Source organism: Chryseobacterium sp. SIMBA_029 (genome assembly GCF_046535275.1).
In the GTDB taxonomy this organism is placed as follows: Bacteria; Bacteroidota; Bacteroidia; order Flavobacteriales; family Weeksellaceae; genus Chryseobacterium.
In genome coordinates, this window is the sequence record NZ_JAWRXA010000005.1 from 280,220 (window position 1) to 298,465 (window position 18,246).

Annotated in this window: 18 protein-coding genes; 4 read left to right on the top strand and 14 right to left on the bottom strand. The window is 36.3% G+C overall.

Going from position 1 to position 18,246, the window contains the following annotated elements; all coding sequences use genetic code 11:
• Positions 1-531, bottom strand: a complete 531-nt coding sequence (locus tag SB679_RS11185) for an NAD(P)H-dependent oxidoreductase (protein ID WP_410702376.1) — start codon at positions 529-531, stop codon at positions 1-3.
• 90 nt (positions 532-621) lie between these two features.
• Here SB679_RS11185 and SB679_RS11190 point away from each other — a divergent pair, with 90 nt between their 5' ends.
• The 4 genes from SB679_RS11190 to SB679_RS11205 all read left to right on the top strand — a co-directional run bounded on the left by SB679_RS11190 (position 622) and on the right by SB679_RS11205 (position 3,206).
• Positions 622-990, top strand: coding sequence for a winged helix-turn-helix transcriptional regulator (locus tag SB679_RS11190; RefSeq protein ID WP_410702378.1), 369 nt, complete (start codon positions 622-624; stop codon positions 988-990).
• Between the two features lie 19 nt (positions 991-1,009).
• Positions 1,010-1,651 carry a hypothetical protein gene (locus tag SB679_RS11195; protein WP_410702379.1) on the top strand — a complete coding sequence of 214 codons (642 nt, stop codon included), beginning with the start codon at positions 1,010-1,012 and terminating at the stop codon, positions 1,649-1,651.
• A gap of 116 nt (positions 1,652-1,767) precedes the next feature.
• Positions 1,768-2,142 carry a hypothetical protein gene (locus SB679_RS11200; RefSeq protein ID WP_410702381.1) on the top strand — a complete coding sequence of 125 codons (375 nt, stop codon included), beginning with the start codon at positions 1,768-1,770 and terminating at the stop codon, positions 2,140-2,142.
• A gap of 53 nt (positions 2,143-2,195) precedes the next feature.
• Positions 2,196-3,206 carry a TQO small subunit DoxD gene (locus tag SB679_RS11205; protein ID WP_410702382.1) on the top strand — a complete coding sequence of 337 codons (1,011 nt, stop codon included), beginning with the start codon at positions 2,196-2,198 and terminating at the stop codon, positions 3,204-3,206.
• A 119-nt stretch (positions 3,207-3,325) separates the two neighbouring features.
• Here the strand turns inward: SB679_RS11205 and SB679_RS11210 are convergent, their stop codons facing one another.
• The 13 genes from SB679_RS11210 to SB679_RS11270 form a co-directional block, all read right to left on the bottom strand.
• The gene (locus tag SB679_RS11210) at positions 3,326-3,877 is read right to left on the bottom strand and encodes a DNA-3-methyladenine glycosylase I (RefSeq protein ID WP_410702384.1); all 552 of its coding nucleotides are present in this window, start codon (positions 3,875-3,877) and stop codon (positions 3,326-3,328) included.
• Positions 3,878-4,038: 161 nt separating this feature from the next.
• Positions 4,039-4,458, bottom strand: a complete 420-nt coding sequence (locus SB679_RS11215) for an EamA family transporter (RefSeq protein WP_410702385.1) — start codon at positions 4,456-4,458, stop codon at positions 4,039-4,041.
• Positions 4,459-4,477: 19 nt separating this feature from the next.
• Positions 4,478-5,275 carry a phosphatase PAP2 family protein gene (locus SB679_RS11220; protein WP_410702386.1) on the bottom strand — a complete coding sequence of 266 codons (798 nt, stop codon included), beginning with the start codon at positions 5,273-5,275 and terminating at the stop codon, positions 4,478-4,480.
• A gap of 29 nt (positions 5,276-5,304) precedes the next feature.
• A complete protein-coding gene (locus SB679_RS11225; protein WP_410702387.1) occupies positions 5,305-5,889 on the bottom strand; it encodes an HD domain-containing protein in 585 nt (194 codons plus the stop codon).
• A 133-nt stretch (positions 5,890-6,022) separates the two neighbouring features.
• Positions 6,023-7,042, bottom strand: a complete 1,020-nt coding sequence (locus SB679_RS11230; RefSeq protein ID WP_410702388.1) for a YncE family protein — start codon at positions 7,040-7,042, stop codon at positions 6,023-6,025.
• A gap of 9 nt (positions 7,043-7,051) precedes the next feature.
• Complete coding sequence (locus SB679_RS11235) at positions 7,052-10,090, bottom strand: efflux RND transporter permease subunit (protein WP_410702389.1); 3,039 nt, start codon at positions 10,088-10,090, stop codon at positions 7,052-7,054.
• A 94-nt stretch (positions 10,091-10,184) separates the two neighbouring features.
• Complete coding sequence (locus SB679_RS11240) at positions 10,185-11,111, bottom strand: efflux RND transporter periplasmic adaptor subunit (RefSeq protein WP_410702390.1); 927 nt, start codon at positions 11,109-11,111, stop codon at positions 10,185-10,187.
• Positions 11,112-11,113: 2 nt separating this feature from the next.
• On the bottom strand, positions 11,114-12,286 hold the full coding sequence (locus SB679_RS11245) for a TolC family protein (protein WP_410702391.1): 1,173 nt from the start codon (positions 12,284-12,286) through the stop codon (positions 11,114-11,116).
• A 139-nt stretch (positions 12,287-12,425) separates the two neighbouring features.
• Positions 12,426-12,767 (bottom strand): hypothetical protein, encoded by a 342-nt coding sequence (locus tag SB679_RS11250; RefSeq protein ID WP_410702392.1) that lies wholly within the window; start codon positions 12,765-12,767, stop codon positions 12,426-12,428.
• A gap of 234 nt (positions 12,768-13,001) precedes the next feature.
• A complete protein-coding gene (locus tag SB679_RS11255; protein ID WP_410702393.1) occupies positions 13,002-13,673 on the bottom strand; it encodes a phosphatase PAP2 family protein in 672 nt (223 codons plus the stop codon).
• Between the two features lie 51 nt (positions 13,674-13,724).
• Positions 13,725-15,965 carry a TonB-dependent receptor domain-containing protein gene (locus SB679_RS11260; protein ID WP_410702394.1) on the bottom strand — a complete coding sequence of 747 codons (2,241 nt, stop codon included), beginning with the start codon at positions 15,963-15,965 and terminating at the stop codon, positions 13,725-13,727.
• 162 nt (positions 15,966-16,127) lie between these two features.
• Positions 16,128-16,715, bottom strand: a complete 588-nt coding sequence (locus tag SB679_RS11265) for a phosphatase PAP2 family protein (protein ID WP_410702395.1) — start codon at positions 16,713-16,715, stop codon at positions 16,128-16,130.
• Positions 16,716-16,756: 41 nt separating this feature from the next.
• Entirely contained in the window at positions 16,757-18,043 is a 1,287-nt protein-coding gene (locus SB679_RS11270) for a sensor histidine kinase (protein ID WP_410702396.1), read from the bottom strand.
• Between the last annotated feature and the right edge of the window lie 203 nt (positions 18,044-18,246).

An 18,246-nucleotide genomic window follows, 5' to 3' on the forward strand; every position in this document is an offset into this window, starting at 1 on the left:
CTATAAAGCGTCTATGAAATCCAGATATTCCGGAACACTTTTTTCTATCCACTCTTCGGAAGAATCTGTTTCAATTCCGTAGTAGACAAAAGGTTGCTTATAATCGGCTTTGATATAATCAAAAGTCAGTTCAAAGGGCCTTGTCAATTCTTCCATTGTGTATTTATATTTTCCGGATTCGCTGTACCCTTTTTCATCTATTCCCGCTGTTATGGCCAGCGATATTTTCTTTCCGCCTGCTTTGTAGCCGCTTTTACTTCCATAAGCCCAGCCATACAGCAATACCTCATCAAACCATTTTTTCAGCAACGGCGGACTGCTGAACCAGTAAAAAGGAAACTGGAAGATGATGTTGTCATATGATTCTATAAGTTCCTGCTCTTTTTTTACATCTATTTTTTCATCGGGATACGCTTCATACAATTGATGTACCGTATATTTTTCAGGGTATTTATTTAATTCTTCTATCCATCTTTTATTGATTAGAGAATTCTCCATATGAGGATGGACTGCTATTACTAATGTCTTCATTCTTTTAAATTTCTACTGCAAAAATAATTCATGTAACCTACATTTCGTACATTAGTGCCCCATTGTATGGTACTATAAAAAAGGTAAGTAATGACTAAAATAAAAGAAACCTCAACCAATTTTGCCAATAAAAAAGCCCTTGCTGATGAATGTCCTGAGCTCTACGCATCCCATATTATCGGCGGACAGTGGTCTCTTGCGATCTGCTGCTATTTAATTAACGGAAAAATGCGGTTTGGTGAGCTTAGAAAGAAAATCCCAACGATTACAGAAAGAATGCTTACCCTGCAGCTCCGTAAACTGGAAGACAATAAAATCGTGACCAGAACTGTTTTCGCAGAAGTCCCACCCCGCGTTGAATATGAATTGACCTCTATTGGTTACAGGCTTCAGCCTATTATTGAAACGCTGGAAAAATGGGGAAATGAGCATAAGGAGATGATGAATGAGGAGAAATAAGTTTTAAAATAAGTCTTCCATGATACAGCATAATTTAATCACTATACTTGTGAGAACAAGGCGGATTATAGCCTTGTTTTTCTGTCTTCTGCCTCCTTCATTTGTTTGGGGCCAAACCATAAATGAATATGATAAAATCCTAAAAATTGATAACCTCGCTTTCCATGAGTACGAAGTCAGAATCTATAAAAAAACTGCTACATCAACAGGATTAGAACTATTTAGATTATATCAGGATTCCAATGACACCTGGAAATCAGACCTTTTTACAACAATTGCATCAAGAGAGAATCAGGATAAACTTAAAATAAGAATTAGAAAATCTAAATTAAATTCATTAAAAAATATGGAATTAATCTGGATGTCAATTCTTGATACCCAGATTCTACATCTTCCAAAGTGGGAAAGTTTTAAGTACAAATTACAAAAGAGAAATAAAAATTATCAGATAGAGGACGGTGAAATTGTATCTACAACAAGCAATGCAATGATCATGGATGGTGTAACTTATTATGTGAAAATTAAGGCTGGCAAGACAGAAAATGAATTTGAATATGATAATCCTGAATCTTATCTGAAAATGTATCCAACTGTTGATGAGCTGCTTTCATGGAAAGAATTAATAGATTTGATAAAAAATGAATTTAATATTTCTATATAAAAAGAAAGAAACTGTTGAACAGCTTCACTACAAAATATTAACAAGTTTAAAGAGAATTTAAGGAATAAAACACAAGCTTTGCATTAAAAAACAGTAGTTTTGTAAAGATGTCGAGAATGAATATCCATATAAAAACCTATAAAGCTATCGTAACGATACTGGTTTTGGCATTTTCATTATCTCCGTGCTCTGTTAAAAGAGATCTGCTTGGTATTTTTGATATCCAGCATCTCAGCACTTTAAATAAAGTAAAAGCAACGGCTTCTTCAAGGGTGAACTGCGAAGTTTCTACTCAGATTTCCACCCCAAAAGTTTCCACTTCAAAAACAGTCCTTAAACTGAAAAACACCGGATTTGTTTTTCATGCATCTTCCATAGTGAAGGTTTCAGAGGAGGAAAAAATTAACTACAATCATTATTCCGGGTACACCACAGGCAACAGCCCGCCTAAATATATTTTATTTAAAAGGTTGAAATTAAATCTGGTTTAGATCATTCAAAATCATTTTTAAAATCAATCATTTACCGTAAAATATCAATTTCAATGAAACATACAACAACAGATCGGGCTTCTGATCTGGCCGGCTTATATACTTTATCGATCCGAATGGTGATCGGATGGACTTATTTTTCAGCGTTCTGGCGGAGGCTCGTACTCGAAAACAAATTAACCCCTGACGAAAGCGGATATATTGGAGAGAAATTCAACCATTTTCTTCCCAACGCATTAGGTATCAAACCCATTATAGAATATCTTGTCACCCATCCGGATGCCTTACAACGATCCATGATGACCTTTACCATTATCGAAGCTGTCGTAGGATTATGCATTATTCTGGGACTTATTACCAGGTTAATGAGTATTGGGATTTTCAGTCTTGCATTGGGAATCCTGTTGGGTTCTGGCTGGCTGGGAACAACCTGCGTGGACGAATGGCAGATCGGTGTTCTGGGAATCGCGGGTGGATTTGTGCTTTTTCTTACGGGAAGCGGACCTTACTCACTGGATTATTATTTTATGAAAAACAATAAGAGTTTCACTCATAAAAAATGGTTCTCATGGCTTGGATCAGGTCTTCTCCCGATTTGGAAACCTAAGGTTTTCGTATTAGCCGGAACCATTATTATTTTCGGGCTTACACTTTTTACCAACCAATATTTCCATGGCGGAGTTTGGGGAACCCTGCATAATAAATCTGTAAAACCAAAGCTTGAAATCTCTGCTATTTCTCTTAATGATTCAACACTAACATTTGAGGTGTACAGAACAGAAGGCGCGGATGTTTACGGATCTTTCCTGATCGGAATTCAGGTATTGGACAAAAATGGAGATACTATAGAAGAAATCAACCAGGAGAAGCTTTCAACATTTCCGAAAGAGCATATTCACAATCATTATGTTGCCAAAGTAAAGCCCGGGAAGCACAGCATGATTATTCCATTGGGAGCTAAAGCGGATATTACGCTCAACCTTAATCATCCTGAAACCGCTAATAGCTTGAAACTGATCGATATCAGCGGTATTGAATGGACTACAGAAATCCATCCTGAATAAGGCCTTTTTAAACAAGTAAGCGGAAAAATAAGCAATGCTCCGGTTCCATTCTTAGTCTGAAAGATACTGAATGGTGCCGGAGCATCTTTGTTATATATTTTTGTACGAAAGTAAAAGATTTACATTCGGTTCCACATTGGATCATGCTTCAGCACGTCTTCATAGACAGGACAGTTTTCGTCGTGGCATCCTTTTAGAAATCCTATACTCATCAGAAATTCGTTAACGATTTCTCCACCTGTAAATTTGAAAGTTTTCTTAAATAATTTCATCCATTCCGGGAGTGTCATGGGATGGTGGTGTTCCAGCCATTTTTCAAAAGATCCAAACTCTTTCTGCAATTCCAGGATTGTTTTGGCATTTTCAATGGCAGCATTTACTTTCAGTTTATTTCTGATGATTCCTGAATCATTCAGAAGTCTTTCCCGGTCTTCTTCTGTGTAAGCGGCAATGGTATCAATGCTAAAATTGTCATATGCCTTTCTAAAGCTTTCTTCTTTTTTAAGGATCGTTTCCCAGCTCAATCCTGCCTGATTGATCTCCATAATCAGTCTTCCAAACAACTCATTGTCATTATGAATTGGAAAACCATAATGGTTGTCGTGGTAATTTTTATGGAGTTCCTTTCTGCTTTCAGGCTGCATTCCTTGTATTGCTGAACAATAGCTCATTTCTGTAAATTTTCTGTTTTTAATTAAAAAATATGGTCTGTAAAAGTATACCTTCCATATACTTATGAAGTGGTATCACTTTCAATATCATTAACAAAAATAGAGTTATATTTAAATAAGTACCGAATTAAATAAATATATTTTCCACAGGGATCTTTTATCTATTTGAATGCAAATAAAATAGTCCCACTGATAATCAGCACAGCACCGATTACCGTTTTCAATGTTAAAGATTCTTTGAAAAAAAGCACTGATAAAATGATGGCAATGGCTACGCTTAATTTATCTACCGCAGCCACTTGTGATATTTTCCCGATTTGTAACGCTTTAAAATAAAATAACCACGATAACCCGGTAGCAATTCCTGACAACACAAGAAAAATGATATTCGTTTTTGATAATGAACTTATCTGTTTAGCTTCCCCATTAATGAATACAATACTCCAAACAAGTACAAGAATGATAATGGTTCTAATACCGGTTGCAAGATTAGAGTTGATGTTGCCGGACACTCCCATTTTGGCAAAAACAGCGGTAAACGCAGCAAATAATGCCGATAATAATGCATAATAGAACCACATATTTTTAATTTAAAATTGATTAAAATGTTTTCACAAAACCTATTCCTACACTCTTATTCTGGTAAAACGGCATGACCATCATTGCTGTGTTTTTGTTTTTACCGCCCAACATCGTATTGATTTTAGGATACAGCCAATACGCTAGTTCTGTTGAAAGAATTCCGAAACCCGCTCCTGCTACCACATCTCCTACCCAATGTTTATCATTTAACATTCTGTAAACTCCTGTGAACACTGCAAGTGAGTATCCTGAAATTCCCAGCCAAAAATTAGTATCCTTGTACTCACGGAACATAAACTGGGCAGACGCAAAGGCTATCGCAGTATGGCCTGAAGGAAAGGATAAGTTATTGGATTGATCGGGTCTTTCTTCTTTCACCATATGCTTTAAAGGAATGGTAATGGCAGATGTAATAAGCATTGAAGTGCCATAAATGATACTTCTTTCTTTGAAATTATGTTTCCCCTGAACCCCCGCAGCATTTAAGCCATACACCAAAATAGCAGGAGCAAATTGTGTATAATTATCCAACTTGATATGGTCGGGTTTATGTTCATTAATTTCATCTCTGGTGGAAAAGTTAATCTGTTTGAGCTTTTTCACCGATAAACTAGCAACTCCATACCCAATAAATGCAGCAGGAATGATTAAGCTTTTATAATTTAAATGACTTTTTTCTGTATTTAATTCTGTGATGCTGTCTTGTTTTGGCTCCTGAACCTGAATGGTATCATTGCTTGTCTGTGCAGTCATTCTTCCGCAAAATAAAATGAATACGAAAAGATGGAATGCTGTTTTTTTAGTGAATTTCGACATCTTAATAAGTACTTAATTGGTTTTAAAATTTATTCGGAACAGTTCATTAATTGGATATTCACTTCTTTAAACTTTGTAAGAACTTTTTGACCATAGTCTGTATAATATTCATGATCCTTAAAGAAATTGCAATTCTTTTTCAGCCATTCTTCGTTAGTATAGATCAATCCTAAATATTTTTCAAATTCTTGTCTTAATCCTTTTTCATACTTTGAATAATTCGGTCTCGTCAAATGATATAAATCTGCGTCACACAGCACTTTTTCTAATAAAGAAAAAGGTTTTGGAGGATATTTTGTAGACTCAATACAGTTTACAACAGATTCAATAAAATTTTGTTCGCACCCATAATTTTCCAGAAAAGTTTTTGCTATTTTTTCACTTTCCTCTTCATGACCTATGTATGTATTCACATACCCACAGTCATGAAACCATGCAGCAACCTGTACGATAAGCATTTCCTCTTCCGAGAGGTTACTTTTCACCCCGATTTCCTGTACCGCTCCCACAACTTCATACGTATGTCCAATACAGTGAAAAGAAAGATGCTCCGAAAGATTTTCAGAAAGAAATACGATCACATAACTTCTTACAGCTTCTATTATATTTTTCATGATTTTCAATCTCCTTTTTGAACTATTACCCTTTAATTGGTTTTACAATATTCCGTTATGATTTAGAAGAAATTTTGAATTTTTGGTTCTGAGAAATAAATTTTTACTTTTTATTTGATTTAAAATCAGCATTTTATTTACCCGTTTTCACAGCAAGAACCTGAAAAGTTCCTTCCTTGATTTTTGGCCTTCCCCGGCTGTCTTTTTCTTTATCATCAAAATCGGCTGTTGGTAAATACAAATCGTGTGTTGAGCTGTCTAAAGCAATTGTACGAGCTCCTTTTTTAGTCGAAATATTTTTGAGTGCTATAAACTGATTCGCATTTTTCTCCTGAATAACAGAGATATTTCCTTCTCCGTTTGAAGTGTAAACTGTATTGGTTTTATCATCGAAAACGGCACCGTCACAACCGTCTCCGATAGGAATTTTCTTAACCAGTTTTCCTGTTTCGGAATCTAAAATCACCAGCATTTTGTCGCAGGTGCTGAAAAGTCTGTTCGTTTTTGTATCAATCGCAAGGCCGGAAGGACCTTCTTCTTTATTCAAACTCCAATGATTTGTTACCGTAAAATTTTTGGCATCAATCACAACAATTTCATTTTTATCTTCAATATTGACGAAGATTTTTCCTTTTCCGTTGCTTACGGCAGTTTCGGGTTTTCCACCCACATCGATGGTATTTACAACTGCATTATTTTTGGGGTCAATGACACTTATATTATTAGTTTTCCCGTTGCAGACAATCAATTTTTCAGAAAAAGTTTCATAGAAAATAGCATCGGGATTTTGTCCAACCGGGATTTCAGCTGTAACCTGATTTGTTTTAACATCAAAGACCTTTACAGAATTTAATTTCCCGCAAGTAATGAATCCATTCGTAGAATTTGGGGTAAATGAGATGCCGTGAACGCCTGTTGTTCCTGCAATTTCTCCAAGATTTTCACCTGTCGTTTTATTTAAAATATTGACCTTAGTTCCGTGGCTTACATACAGTAAATTGTTTGTCGGATTTACAGTTAAATAATCCCAGCCGTCGCTGTTTCCACCGATTTTGAAAGTTGTAATAGTATTTGCAGCGACAGTTTTCTGAGCTGAAACATTGAGTGAAAGGCATAAAAATACGCTTGCAATGATGAACGATTTTGTTTTCATTTTAATGATTTATTGATTGTTTATTTCTTCTTGTTTTAAATTGATTTTGTTGAGCAATGTTGGCAAAACAATGAGTAAAAGCGGCAATGCAACGATGAATCCGCCGATAACAGCAATCGCCAAAGGTTGATGCATTTGTGCTCCCGTTCCTATTCCCAATGCTAAAGGCATTAAGGCGATAATAGCTCCCAAAGCAGTCATTAATTTCGGTCGAAGTCTTGTACTAATGGCGTAAATAACGGCTTCTTCTTTGGTTTTTGTCGCTAAGCTTTCGTGGAATTGCAGATACGTGAAAATGGCGTTTTCGCCAATGATTCCGACCATCATAATGAGTCCGGTATAACTTCCGACATTTAATGGTGTGTTGGTTAAATACAGTAATAAAATACCTCCTGAAAGTCCCAGAACTGATACAAATAAGATAATAAGCGCCACCAAAACGTTCCTAAACAGAAACAGCATCACAGAAAAAACCAATAAGCTGGAAACCACCAAAATAATCAGTAATTCTTTAAAAGATTGCTGCTGTTCCGCATAGGCACCGCCATAAACCACAGAATATCCGCTCGGCAGTTTTATTTTCTGACTAATCTGATTCTGAATTTCCTGAATCGTTCCACCTAAATTTCCGTTATCCAGTCTTGCGGTTATAATGCCTAACGTCTGTAAATCTTCTCTGTTAACTTCGGCAGAACCGGTTACAACACTTACACTTGCAAATTCGCTCAAAGGTTTCAAAGTTCCGTTCGGCAAAGCAATCATACTGTTGTTGATGTCACTTAAAGACTGATTGCTTTTTTCGTTGTACAATAATCTTATCGGCGTATATTGAACGTTATCGAAGATGTTTCCGGCAACATTTCCATCCAAATTTGCCTGTAACTGATTCTGAAAATCAGGCAAAGAAATATTGTATTGCGCTAGAACAGGTAATTTCGGAGTCACAACCATTGATGGTCCTGCAATCACAATTCCGTCAAAAACATCGGCTGTACCATTGACTTTTTCTACAATTGCAGCAATTTTCCGAGAATAATCTTCAATGACTTTCTGGTCTGTCCCGAAAACTTTAATTTCAATCGGCTGAACGCTGCTCATCAAATCTCCCAACATATCGGTAATCACCTGTCCGAAATCTACGGTTAATGGCAATCCTGAAGCATCGATTCTTGCACGGATATCGTCGGTAACTTCATTCGTGGTTTTGCTTCTGTTTTTCTTTAACTGAATTAAATAATCTCCCCGGTTCGGTTCTGTAATGAAGAATCCCATCTGAGTTCCGGTTCTTCGGCTGTACGTCTGAACTTCGGGCGTGGAAGTGATAATTTTCTCGACTTCTTTCAATTCTCTGTCGGTTTCTTCGAGTGAAGTTCCCGGAGGAGAATTGTAGTCTAAAACAATACTTCCTTCATCCATATCGGGTAAAAATCCGGTACTAATATTGGGTAAAATGATTGCTGTTAAAATAATCAACACTACAATAAAAGCATAACTGAATAATGGTTTTCTGATAAAAAATCCCACCCATTTTCTTTCCTTTACATCGTGATGCTGAAGATTTTTTTCTTTTTTCTTGCCTGATGATAGCAGTAAATAAACGATTGGTAATAAGATCCAGGTTGCAAAAAATGAACAGATTAACGTGATAATCATCGTGTCGGTCATTACTTTAAAATAAGCTCCCGCAACGCCGCTCATCAGCATAAAAGGCAAGAAAATCACAATCGTACTGAGTGACGAACCTATCATTGCTTTTAATAAATAATTAATCGCTTTTTGTACCAATGTTTTTGAAGATTCTTCGGGATGCTCTTCGTGAGTTCTATGGATTTGTTCGACGACGACAATTGCGTCATCGATAATTAATCCTATGGCGGCGGCAATTGCTCCCAGCGTCATAATATTAAACGTCTGTCCCATCGTATAGAGAACAAGCATCGTAAGACTTAACGTAATCGGAATTGTTATTAAAATAACCGCACTCGCCTTCCAAGAACGAAGAAAAATAATTGCGACGATAATCGCCAAAACCAATCCGAACCACAAAGCATCGGTAACACTTTTAATGGAATCATTCACAAAATCTGCCTGAACGTAATACGGTTTTAAGACAATATCTTTCGGCAACGTTTTTTGCAACTCGGCAATTTTTGCTTCCATTGCTTTGCTTAAATCCACCACATTTGCGTTGGGTTGCTGTATCACTGCAATCAGGATACTTTCCTGTCCGTTGGCATTGACTTTTATATATTGTTTGGCATTATGAACATTGATTTGGGCAATATCACTCAACAAAACGATTCGGTTTCCGTTATTGCTTACAACAAGGTTTTTAAGCTGACCTTCATTACGAATCTGAGCATCCGTAAGCGTTAAATAGAGATATCTGAAATCTGAAGAATAGCCATTAGATTTAATGAAATTCGTAGTATTAATTGCCTGTTCCACCGAAGCTGGCGTAATTCCCAATCTCGCCATCATCGCCTGATTCATCACGACACGGAACTCCTTGTCCTGTCCACCGATAATTCGTACTTCACTTACACCGGCAACTTGTGAAAGAAATGGTTTGATCGTGTACAGCGCCAATTGTTTCAGCTCAATCGGGTCTTTTGAAGTTGAATTCAGCGAATATCCCATGACCGGAAGAATCGACGGATTCATTTTTTCAACAGAAATATTGATATCTGGTGGTAATTGATTTCGAACTTCATTCACACTGCTTTCTATCTGTTGTTTGGCTAAATCGACATTCACATTCCAATCCATAAAGGCGGAAATTTCACAGCTTCCTCGGCTCGTTGTGCTTTTTAAAACCTGTAAATCGGGAACTCTTTTTACGGCATCTTCCAACACTTTGGTCACACCGACTGTCATCTGGTTTACAGGTTGTTGTCCTGCATCAGCAATGATTTTTATTTTCGGAAAAGTAATCTGCGGAAATAAAGCCGACTGAATTTTGGTATAGGAATAAATCCCACCCGCCAGTATAAGGAAAATTAAGACCAGCAAAGGACTTTTATAGGTTACAAAAAATGACTTTTTCATTTGTAGTTATATATTTTTTAAAATTGCCAAATGGAATTCGCCAAAGTAAGTTTTGTTATAAATCGACGAGATTTCAATGGCTTATTTCATCAAATTAAGGTTTTTGTATTTTCACAGTTGCCGTATCGTTCAATCCAAAATTTCCTGAGACAATTACCCTGTCTTTTGTTGTCAATTTCCCCGATTTTATCTGAATATATTTATCTGTTTCTAAGCCTTTTGTAATGTCGGTTTTTACGGCTGTTGTATCATTGATTAATTTCATTACCCAAAAAGAAGACTGGGTTTCGTCGCTCACAACCGCCATTTTAGGAACAGAAAGTCCATAAGCGGAAGTTTTGGAAAAGCTAACCGTACCAATCAGATTTTCAGGAATATTGTTATTGGAAACTTGTAAAAGCACTTTCACAGTCTGTGAAATGGCATCAACAGAAGGCATTACTTTTGCAATTCTTCCCTGCAAAACCGTATTGTCGGGTAAGGTAATAGGTAAAGAACCTTTATTTTTTATAATTTGGAGATATTCATAAGGTACATCGACTACAAAACCGAAACTGCTTGCGTCGGTAATCGTTGCCAGAACTTCCCCGTCCTGAACATAATCTCCGATTTGATGATTCAGCATTGCAACATAGCCTGTTGCAGGACTTGTCACCGTTGTTGCTCCGTTGAAACGGAAGGATTTATCTAATTTATTGATGGTATTTCCCAACGCTCTTGCTTCTTTGGTCTGCAATCCGAAAAGTACAGCGCCTTTACCAACACGGTCTGCCAATTTGATGGTCATTTTTGTGATATAACCGTTGCTGTTGGCTTTTACATCAGATTTTAACAAATAAGTTGCCGTTGCATTCAGCGTGATCATATTGTTGAGTTGAGCTGTATCAGAAGGATAGGCAACCGTAACCAATGTTTTGGGTTTTGCATCTGTAGGAGGTGCATCTGTAAGAGCCGCTTCACTCGTTTTATTACAACTGAAAACAACAAGGGAGAATATGATGAGGGTGATTATTTTTTTCATAATTATTGAATGATTAAATATTGCAATTGGTTTTTCAGGTTGAATAAAGTCGTATTATACTGAATGATATTTCCTTTTAAATTCAATAAATTATTAATGGACAGAATAAAATCCACCATTCTTACATCGCCTGTCGGAAGCTGTTTGGCATTAGCTTCCGCCAAAGTTTTGGCATAAGTCGTTTGTTCGTTTGCAGTGTTGATGATCTGATTATATTGCTCAATCTGATTATTGATTTGAAGAATCTGCTGCTGATATTGTCTTTGGGTCTGCTCAAGATATTTTTGGCGGGTTTGCAGCGATAATTGATTTTGCTGTAATAACATTTTTTTCTGATGACCATCATAAATCGGAATGGTAACACCAACTCCTACACTCAATCCAAAATTTTTATACGGAGTTGTTGTAAACGAAGACTGATAACCGCTGTCTGAAAATGCTGTTATTTTTGGTTTGTAATCGTATTGGATGATTTTGGCGTCGTTAGCTAATTTTAAACTATCTGCCTGAAAAGCTTTTGTGTACATACTTTCGTCAAAAGAAACAGGAGTAAGAGTCTCCTTAAATGAAGGAGCTTCAACAGGTTCAAAAGTGTCATCTACTATTCCCGACAGGTAATTGAGTAAAGCATAATTATTCTGCCAATCGGCTTTTTGTTGTTGTAATGTGAGTTCGTTTTGTTGAAGGGTAACTTTAAAAGTAAGATAATCCGTTTGTTTGAAAACAGCAGCTTGAGTTAATTTTTTCAACACAATATCTTCCTGATTCAATAAATGAATAATTTCTTTACTTACATTATACTGTTGTTGGCTCGCATAAGTCGCAATATATTGGTCTGTAATCTGTTTATTAAGTGTTTGAAGACTGATGTTTTTCTGGGCTAAAACCTGTGAAATACTTGCATTAATACCTGTAAGACGAGTATTCAGATTATTACGGCTGATGAATTCTTTGGCAACTCTTACACCTGCAAAAAGTGATTGTCCGTTTGTCAGCGCGCTGTCGTATCCCCAACCTTTACTATTGGGAGAATATCCCGCAGTTCCTTCTCCTGTAATAATGAATCCGTAAGTTGCTCTTAGTTTTAAACTGTCAATACGATTTGATAGTACCTGATTATTGAAATCATTTAAAGCAGGGCTGTTCGTTTTTGCCGTTTCAAGGAAATAAGACAATGTATTTTTTGATTGAGCATTTGTCTTTAAAAAGCCAAAAATTAAAAACAATAAACCACGAATGAGATATGTACGAAAAGTAACCATATTCTGTAAATTATATGCTAAAGATGAGACCTGATTCTGTAGAAATTCTGAATTACTGCATCTCAATTTTTGTGAGCTGATTATTTTTGTAACAGTAAAACTCATAGCTTGGTTTTTTCCTGAAAACAAAGACTTTTTCGATATAAATGATATTGTATTCTTTTTTAAGTTGGTTGTATTTTTCTTTAAGATGAAGCGGCAATTCCTCAGAATTAATTGCTCTTTCTATTTCCAGACCGTCATCAAAAGTATATTCCAAAACTAAATCCGTATTTCTCCAGGAAATCACAGATTCTTTTTTGACATTATTCTGAACCGACGCAAAAGCAATTTTGTCCTGTTTAATAATTTTATCAGAAGTTCCTACCAACAAAGTAATTCCGGAAACGACCATCGCTCCGTACGATGGTTAATGAAAAAGGAACCACGGAACTTGGTAATAATAGATTTAATATCAGGATTAAGATAAGGCTTGCTCCACCTCCATAAATCGCACTTATCCAAAAAGCTACAATTGTTCCAGAGAACAAAAGGACAATTTTTAAGATCATGTTCTAAATAAAAAGGTTACACTTCATTGTATTTTCCGTACAAAAGTGCAACCTGATTTAGAAGAAATTTTGAATGATCAATTTTTACTTTCAGAAATACTCCTATCATTTTTAACGTAGAAATAGCCCATGATCAATACGCATAAAATCCCTAAGATAAACCCGCCCAACACATCAGTAAACCAATGCGCTCCGAGATAAACCCTGGAAACTGCGCCGAAGAAAATCATAGAAAGACAGGTAGTAATGAGGAATATTCTGATCTTGTAGGATATCTTTTTTAAGTGAAGAATAATCAAGATTAATGATCCGAAAAATACGGTATAAAATAAAACATGCCCACTGGGAAAACTCTGGTATTTGGTATCTTCCAAAAGAATCACCAAATCTTTGGAGGGACGTGGTCTGTTGATCAGCATTTTAAAAGCTAACCCTAAAATCCCGGAAAGAAGTGTTGAAACAACCAGCACAGCTTCTTTTTTATATCCCCGTATCAGAAAGAAAAGTGAAGTTATTCCCACCATTACAATGGATACGGGTGTTCTGCCAAACCAACTTATCCAAATCATGATGGTATTAAGAATCGGCGTTTGTTTTTCCTGTATTTCTTCTGAAATATGAATATCTAAATATTTCGGGGGTATAAGGAGCACAAAAAAGCTTAACACGATGAATGCTATTAAAAGTGTGGCAAGTGCGGAACGGAATAAAAGCCTTTCATTGGTCTGAAGAAATGTAATTAATTTCATAGGTACATCATTATTCTTACTGTAATTTATTAATTCTGAATGATGGTAAACTTAGTTTCCCTGTGAAGCCTCATTCAGATAATCATTGCTGATATCTTTTTCTTTTTTAAAGTCCATTTTTCCAAATTTGTAGCTGAAACTGATCCCAAAAGATCGAAGCGGCAGCTGACGTACTGAATAGGAGCTGTAATCATTGGTATTAACAGTCGTTACCTGTTTGATATATTGATTAAACGGATTCGTTGCGGTAAAACCAATACTTGCTTTTTTATTCCAGAACTGTTTTCTCGCGGCAATACTGTAAGTAATGGACTGCGGATTTTTACCCTGAATATTTTTCGCCGCAGAATTATAATTTCCAAAAGCTTCCACGATAAAATCTTTTGGAAACTGGTAATTTATATTTAAGTTTAACCGGTAGCGCATCCCCATATCCAGATTTCCAACATAAATATCACTTACAATGTACCGGTGGAAAATCATCATATTCCCGCGTATATTCAATTTATTATTCAGTAAAGGAATGGAACCGGACACGATACCTCCGGAATTGTATTCTTTTCCTATATTTTGTCTGGTGGTCAGGGATACGTTTGCATACTCCGTACCATTTACGGTGTAGACCGGATAAAAAGTGGTTATTTGCTTTAAATCCTGGCTGTTGATCCGCTCTGTAAGGGTTAATGAAACTGTTGCCCCACTGGTGAAATTTTTAGTATATCCCAATTCCATATTATCTCCTATTTCCGGTTTTAATCTTGGATTTCCGGTGGTAATGTTATGTGGATCACTGAAGTTTAAAAATGGATTTACTTCAGAATATTCGGGTCTTTCGACTCTTCTTGTATAGGCCAATTTCAGGGTTTGTCCTTTATCAAATTGATGAGATAAGATTAAGGAAGGCACCAACAAACTGTAAGAAGGTATACTGGTATTCTGGAAATCGATCTTTACGGTGGTGTATTCGTAACGCGCACCTGCCCTTACATCCAGCCAATTGAATAATTTCAGTGAGGAGGAAAAATAGGCTGCGTAAATTCCCATATCATATTTCAAACGGTACGACTGAAAAGGATCTGCTGCATATTGTTCTGACAAAGCATCTAAAACACTCACATCAGTTGTATTCGTAATATGCTGAAGAATGGTTTTTGCCCCCATTTCAAGGGTAACATTTTCATTGACCGGCTGTACATAATCTATTGATAAGGTATGACTGGTATCCGTTCCCGGATTGCTTCCCGAAATCCCGCTGTAAGGTGATGATGCACCCGATACACTCTGCGTCTGCAAATAATTACTTTTTGGGGAACCATAGCTTACCAAATAATCTGCTGTGAGCTCCTGCCCTTCTTTTTTAAAAGTTTTTCTGTAGCTGATATTTCCGTCAATGGAATGTACAGAAGACCGGTTATCAGAATTTCTGTAACCAATAATCGACTGCTCACCTCCATTAGAAAAATCCGTGATATATTGCTCCTGATTGATCAAACCGATGCTTTTATTAGCAAAATCATTGTAAGAAACTGAGCCGCTTACTATATTGGTTTTATTAATTGACCATTCAAATCCTAAACCGGTACGGTAACCATGTCTTTGAAAATCGGTGTAGCCGTCCTGTAATAAACGGGTTTGTGATGAAGGATCATGGGAAATTCTGTCCTGAGATGAAGGGGTTCGGGATTTCAATTGGGCATTTCCACTGAAAAAAGTATTCAGACTGAAATTATTATTTCTGAAATTCAGGTTAACGGAACCAGTTTCAAAACGTGTCCCTACAGATGCATTTACTGTTCCGTTGATGCCTTTCACTTTGCTTTCATTCAGAATGATATTAATAACACCTCCTGTTCCCTGCGCATCATATTTTGCTCCGGGACTGGTGACCGCTTCAATACTTTTAATTTGACTCGCAGGAATGGAAGCCAGCGCGTCGGCAAGGCTGTTTCCAAATATGCTTGAAGGTTTTCCGTTGATCAGAAACCGTACATTAGGATTTCCCTGTAATTCTACATTTCCGTCGGCATCAACAGTTACTTGCGGTACTTTTTTTAAGACATCAATTGCAGCTCCATTTTGAGACGTCAAATCATTGGCTACATTGTAAACTATTTTATCAATTTTATTTTCCACCACTGCTTTTTTAGCAACAATAGTAACTCCTTCCAATGCTTTAATTTTATTTCCTGCTAAGGAGTCAGCTGCTTTACCATTGAGTGTTCCTGAGTCTGTAATTTGTGCATTCACTAACAGGGTAGCTAGCAAAGCCAAAAGAATTGATAATTGTTTCACCGTGATTATTATTAAGCCACAAAAATGGGCCTCAATTCTGAATTAATTTTGAATTGTAGGTCGATCAGCAGAGATCATATATTAATTATTTGTAAACCGATATATGAAAAAAAGCTGATTCTGTTCATCAACCTTTCTTATTATTTTCAATATGTATTCAATTTACGATTTAAAATTCTTGTTGTTTTTAAAAACAGTCTGAAATAATAGTCCAATACAACATCCGGAAACAATCCCCACCACTGCACCGCCGAGAATATCAAACGGATAATGAACTCCATTATATATTCTGCTGTATGATACCAGCAAAGCCCAAATCAGCAATATTATTTTCAATCCGTTGTATTTAGTGGGCAACAGCAGGAAAAGAAAGGTAAGCAAACCAAATGCATTGGCACTGTGGGAGGAAACAAAGCCATAAGATCCACCTGGCCCGGCTTTGCTTAAATGAATCAGTGGAATTAGTGATTGCCTATGAGACGGGCGTAAACGCAAAACAGTATTTTTAATCAAACCTGAAGCGATCCTGTCGGATAAAGTAATGGTGATCCCGATGGCCAACAGAACATAAACACTCGCCTTTTTATAAATTTTAATTAAAAAAAATAACAAAAGAGCATAAAAAGGGACCCAAAACCATTTATCGCTTGCCCAATACATAATAATATCAAACACAGCATTGTGTTTTCCATTGATATAAAGAAAAAACTCTGTGTCCCACTGATTTAAACGGTCAATAAATGATTTCATCGGATCATGATTTTAATTCCACCATAATAAAAGTATGAATATTAAATGGTTACTGAAAAAATATGTAACTGATTTTCAAATTTATAGTAAATGGTCCAGTGATGAAATTTGCATATCTCACTGATAATGGCCAGTCCCAAACCGCTTCCGCTGTTATCCGACGACAGTTTCGAAAATCTTTTGAACAGCAGATCTGTATTCAGCTGTTCTGTTCCGGAATTGGCGACTTCAAACACGGAATCTGTTAATTTCACTGAAATAGATCCATCGCATGACGTATGCCGGATGGCATTTAAGATCAGATTATTGATCAGAACTTCTGTTAAACTGCTGTTTCCGTTTACCTGAATATCGGATGTTATATATTCATGAACGGTAATATTCTTTTGATCAAAATGTTCCTGTACCGTTTCCATGCTTTGCCGGAGTAATGTATCAAACCGAATGGTTTCCGAATTATCAAATTGATTATTATCAATTTTCGCCAGCAGCAAAAGGTTTTTATTGATTCTTGCACTTCTGGTTAAAGCCTTATTCATTTCCTCAGCAATCCGGTATTGTTTTTCGGTAAGATCTTCAGTCTGTAATAAAATATCGAGTTTGTTTTTAAGAATTGCCAAAGGAGTCTGCAGTTCATGGGAAGCATTTTCGGTAAATTCTTTTTGCGTTTTGTATACGGAAACGGTATGTTCTATTAAGGTTTGTAAAGATTGGTTAAGCTCTTCAAATTCTGTAACATCCGTTGTGGCAAACTCAATTTTAGTCTGGTTATTAAGATTAAATGTTTTAAGGCTGTCTAAGGTATTCCGGAAAGGTCTCCAGATGGAAGCCGAAAGTTTTTTGTTTAAAAACAGCAGCCCGATTACAATAAGGATAAAGAAGAAAATCGTTATCATGGCAATGGCAGCAACGGTTTCCTGAGATTCTTCTATATTGGTTTCAACAGTAAAAAGATAAGGAACATGATGAATATAGATAATTTTCTTTAAACATCTGTACCGTTCTATTTCCGGCTTGGAGCCAAATGTTTTCTGTTTTTCAACGGTAAAAAACTGATCTCCTTTTAAACTATTGGCCGGCATTTTTTCAATATCCGTTCCAGGTTGAATCTGATTCCAGAGTGCGATGCTTTTTTCCAGTTCCTGATCAGAAAGTTTCAGATGATTGAATTCATACGCTGTTTTTTCTGTGATCGTTACATTGTGCTCATCCAGCTCACCTTTCCAAATCGTATCCACCACCACATAATATACGGGAATACTAATGGCCAAAATAATAAGGACATAGATGATAAATGGCTTGGTGGTTTTACTTAAAAGCGGCTTCAATTTAGTTGGCGAGTGTTGGTTTTTTGGTGTTTAGTTTTTAGTGTTTGGTTATGGGATGCTAATTTATGATGTTGTTATAATTTTTATACTGTTTTTTTGTGTTTTTTGCATAGCTGCTGTTATTTTATTGGAAATTACCATTTATTGGTGCTTATTTGCTGTCTATCGTATTTTGGAAGTTAAAATTTCATACTTAGAAAAAA

Bases quoted from the DNA above. Each gene is read 5' to 3' on its own strand.
- SB679_RS11185 (WP_410702376.1), bottom strand. From the start codon at position 531: ATGAAGACATTAGTAATAGCAGTCCATCCTCATATGGAGAATTCTCTA.
- SB679_RS11190 (WP_410702378.1), top strand. From the start codon at position 622: ATGACTAAAATAAAAGAAACCTCAACCAATTTTGCCAATAAAAAAGCC.
- SB679_RS11195 (WP_410702379.1), top strand. From the start codon at position 1,010: ATGATACAGCATAATTTAATCACTATACTTGTGAGAACAAGGCGGATT.
- SB679_RS11200 (WP_410702381.1), top strand. From the start codon at position 1,768: ATGAATATCCATATAAAAACCTATAAAGCTATCGTAACGATACTGGTT.
- SB679_RS11205 (WP_410702382.1), top strand. From the start codon at position 2,196: ATGAAACATACAACAACAGATCGGGCTTCTGATCTGGCCGGCTTATAT.
- SB679_RS11210 (WP_410702384.1), bottom strand. From the start codon at position 3,877: ATGAGCTATTGTTCAGCAATACAAGGAATGCAGCCTGAAAGCAGAAAG.
- SB679_RS11215 (WP_410702385.1), bottom strand. From the start codon at position 4,458: ATGTGGTTCTATTATGCATTATTATCGGCATTATTTGCTGCGTTTACC.
- SB679_RS11220 (WP_410702386.1), bottom strand. From the start codon at position 5,275: ATGTCGAAATTCACTAAAAAAACAGCATTCCATCTTTTCGTATTCATT.
- SB679_RS11225 (WP_410702387.1), bottom strand. From the start codon at position 5,889: ATGAAAAATATAATAGAAGCTGTAAGAAGTTATGTGATCGTATTTCTT.
- SB679_RS11230 (WP_410702388.1), bottom strand. From the start codon at position 7,042: ATGAAAACAAAATCGTTCATCATTGCAAGCGTATTTTTATGCCTTTCA.
- SB679_RS11235 (WP_410702389.1), bottom strand. From the start codon at position 10,090: ATGAAAAAGTCATTTTTTGTAACCTATAAAAGTCCTTTGCTGGTCTTA.
- SB679_RS11240 (WP_410702390.1), bottom strand. From the start codon at position 11,111: ATGAAAAAAATAATCACCCTCATCATATTCTCCCTTGTTGTTTTCAGT.
- SB679_RS11250 (WP_410702392.1), bottom strand. From the start codon at position 12,767: ATGGTCGTTTCCGGAATTACTTTGTTGGTAGGAACTTCTGATAAAATT.
- SB679_RS11255 (WP_410702393.1), bottom strand. From the start codon at position 13,673: ATGAAATTAATTACATTTCTTCAGACCAATGAAAGGCTTTTATTCCGT.
- SB679_RS11265 (WP_410702395.1), bottom strand. From the start codon at position 16,715: ATGAAATCATTTATTGACCGTTTAAATCAGTGGGACACAGAGTTTTTT.